Source organism: Paraburkholderia sp. GAS42 (assembly GCF_050436565.1).
In the GTDB taxonomy this organism is placed as follows: Bacteria; Pseudomonadota; Gammaproteobacteria; order Burkholderiales; family Burkholderiaceae; genus Paraburkholderia.
This window is the reverse complement of sequence record NZ_JBNDML010000061.1, coordinates 1-3,169: the sequence shown is the minus strand read 5'-3', so window position 1 is coordinate 3,169 and position 3,169 is coordinate 1. Positions and strand designations below refer to the sequence as shown.

Here is a 3,169-nt window from a genome sequence, read left to right as displayed (position 1 = left end):
TGTCACGGATCGGCGTATTGGGGCCATTCCGGGATCGGCGTAATGGCGCCACCAGATGATCGCCGTAATCGAGCCAGTGCAGGATCGGCGTATTGGAGCCACTCGATGATCGGCGTATAGGAGCCACCTCAGGATCGGCGTAATCGAGCCACGCAGCAGGCTCGTTGTTATGTCCGGCTGCATCCCGAAACGCATTTCGAATTTCCCTACCTGGGTACCTTCGGAGCTTTTGCCCGGAGGGCCGATGAGTAACAGGAGATTTGAAGTGTTCGAATATAGACAGGTTCTGGTGCGCATGCGCCAGGGCGATTCCGACCGCGACATTGCCAGCGCGCACCTGATGGGGCGCAGCAAGCTGAAGACCGTACGGCAGGTCGCGCTTACTCACGGCTGGCTCGAGCCGGGCCGGCCCTTGCCAGACGACGCCGAACTGGCGGGCATCTTCGGGCGCGATCCGAAGGTGCCGCGTAGCCGCATTTCCACGCTCGAGCCGTTTCGCGATCTGGTCCGCGGCTGGTTTGACGCCGGCGTGCAGGGCACGACGATCTTCGGCGCGCTCGAACGCAACCACGGCTACAGCGGCAGTTACTCGGCCGTGCGGCGCTTTCTGCTTCACCTGAAAGCCGAACGTGGTGTAACGGCGACGACGATCCTGGAATTCCCGCCGGCCGACGCCGCACAGGTTGACTTCGGCGCCGGGCCAGCGCTGACGCACGAGTCCGGTATCCCGCTCAAGACGTGGATCTTCGTGATGACGCTGGCATGGTCGCGGCATCAGTACGCCGAGATCGTGCTGGACCAGACAGTGGAGACGTGGCTGGCCTGCCACCGGCGCGCCTTTGAATGGCTGGGAGGTTGCCCGGGTCGGGTCATCATCGACAACGCCAAATGCGCGATCATCAGGGCCTGCATGTATAGCCCCGAGGTACAGCGCTCGTACGCCTCGCTCGCCGAGGGATACAGCTTCCGGATTGATGCCTGCCCGCCGCGCGACCCGCAGAAAAAAGGAATCGTTGAATCCGGCGTCAAATATGTCAAGAAATCCTTCGTGCCGCTGCGCGAGTTCCGCGATCTGACCGACGCCAACCGGCAACTGCGCGACTGGGTCATGCAGCAGGCCGGCACCCGCGAGCACGGTACGACCCGCGAGCAGCCGCTGACGCGCTTCGCGATCGAACGCCCGCTGCTCACCAGACTGCCCGACGTGCCGCCAGTGCTGGCCGTGTGGAGCGAGGTCAAGGTGCATACGGATGGCCACGTCGTCTACAAGAACGTGCTGTACTCGGTGCCGTTCACGCTGGTCGGCAAGCAGTTGTGGCTGAAGGCCACGGACACGGTCGTGCAGCTGTTCCACCGGCATGAACTCGTCGCGACACACGCTCGCAAGCGCAAGCCCGGCGATCGCTCGACGGTACGGGACCACCAGCCACCTGAAGCACAGGCATGGCTCGAGCACGACCCGCAGTGGTGCCTGGCCCGGGCCAAGGAGATCGGGCCTGCCTGCCATGCGGTGATCCTGGCGCTGTTCAACGACAAGGTGCTCGTCAACCTGCGCGGCGCGCAGGGCATCGTGCGCCTGCGCGAGAAGGTCGGCGATGCGCGCCTGAACGCCGCCTGCGAGCGCGCGCTCACGTTCGCCAGCCCGAAGTACCGCACCGTCAAGACCATTCTCGACAAGGGGCTCGACAGCCAGCCTGCGGCGGTGCCAGCACAAACGCCGGCGCCTGCCGACACCTATCTGACCGGCGGCCGCTTCGGCCGTGATCTCCATTCCCTTCTTCTGCATTGAACGCCATGAATCCGAGTCCCGAACTGAATTCCATCCTCAAGCAGTTGCGCCTCTCGGGCATCCTCGACTCGCTCGAGCAGCGCAACCGCCAGGCGATTGACGGACAGCTCGCCTATACCGAGTTCCTCGCGATGCTGCTGCATGACGAGGTCGCGCGGCGTGACCAGAAGAAGCTCGGCGCGCGCCTTGCCCGCGCCGGCTTCGCGCTGGGCAAGACGCTCGAGACCTTCAACTTCGATCTTCTACCCAAGCTCAACCGCGCCCATATCCACGATCTGGCCACTGGCCGTTACATCGACGAGAAGGTCTGCATTCTGATGGTCGGCCAGATTGGCGTCGGCAAGTCGCACCTGGCTCAGGCTCTTGGCCACTGCGCCGCTCGCCAGGGGCGCGACGTGCTGTTCATCTCGCAGACCGATCTGCTCAGGAAGCTGCACGCAGCGCGCGCCACCGGCCTGTACGAACGCAAGTTCCAGCAGTTCGTGCGCGTCCCTCTGCTGATCGTCGATGACTTCGCGCTCAAACCTCTTCATGCCCCCCATGACGAAGACTTCCATGACCTGATAGCCGCCAGGTACGAGCGCGCGGCGTCAGTCTTGACTTCAAATCTCGATCTCAGCGAATGGGGCGACGCGTTCCCCGACAACCGCATCCTCGGCGCCGCCACGCTTGACCGGCTACGCCATGGCGCCTATCGCATCGTGATCGAGGGTGAGAGCTTCCGGAAGCCCAAGCCGATGCCTGGAAACAGCATGGGCGGCGTTACGCAGTAACGCATGCGTGATGCCGTTACTGCATAACAAAAATCAGACAGGGAAAAAGAACATGGCAAAAACAGCTTCGCAACGGCAAGCCGCTTACAGGGCGCGGCGCCCTCATGCAGGCCGTGACGGCAACGGTGAGCGACGCCTGAGCGTCTGGATCGAGACCGGCGCCTTCCTGGCACTTGCCAGACTGGCACGTCGTTACGGCGTAACGCGACAGACATTGATCGAGCAGATGGTCATCGCGGAAGATGAGCGCATCCTCGCGGACATGGAACCCGATTCGGCACAGTGGTGTGCGTACTTCGCCACCGCGTCGTTACGCCGTAACGATGACGATCAGATACGTGAAACAGGAGAAACCATGGCCCCCTCATAACCGCGCACCGGTCACGTTGAGCCGGAATACGCAACAGCTCACCGCTGTCGACAGGCTCGTGCATCACCGGGACGATCTTCGAGCTCGCATCGACACATCTGGCAGCGAAAACGTCGTTGCAAAATCCGGCAAAAAACCGCATTCTTGAGACCCTTCGAAATCGCGTTTCGGGGCCATTCTGAGTGGCCTCATTATGCCGATCATCCCCGGCTCGATTACGCCGATCCGTGACACATG

General features: G+C 62.7%; 3 protein-coding genes. All 3 read left to right on the top strand.

Features of this window, described 5'->3' with window-relative positions; all coding sequences use genetic code 11:
- The first annotated feature begins 265 nt into the window (after nt 1–265).
- From istA to P3T16_RS34735, 3 genes are read left to right on the top strand one after another with little or no spacing between them, the layout of a single operon-like run.
- The gene (gene istA, locus P3T16_RS34745) at nt 266–1,789 is read left to right on the top strand and encodes an IS21 family transposase (RefSeq protein ID WP_429345653.1); all 1,524 of its coding nucleotides are present in this window, start codon (nt 266–268) and stop codon (nt 1,787–1,789) included.
- Nucleotides 1,790–1,794: 5 nt separating this feature from the next.
- Complete coding sequence (gene istB / locus P3T16_RS34740) at nt 1,795–2,562, top strand: IS21-like element helper ATPase IstB (protein ID WP_429345652.1); 768 nt, start codon at nt 1,795–1,797, stop codon at nt 2,560–2,562.
- Nucleotides 2,563–2,572: 10 nt separating this feature from the next.
- The gene (locus tag P3T16_RS34735) at nt 2,573–2,932 is read left to right on the top strand and encodes a hypothetical protein (RefSeq protein ID WP_429345651.1); all 360 of its coding nucleotides are present in this window, start codon (nt 2,573–2,575) and stop codon (nt 2,930–2,932) included.
- Nucleotides 2,933–3,169: the final 237 nt, after the last annotated feature.

Coding starts and splice junctions, on each gene's coding strand:
- istB (WP_429345652.1), top strand. CDS start 1,795: ATGAATCCGAGTCCCGAACTGAATTCCATCCTCAAGCAGTTGCGCCTC.
- P3T16_RS34735 (WP_429345651.1), top strand. CDS start 2,573: ATGCCGTTACTGCATAACAAAAATCAGACAGGGAAAAAGAACATGGCA.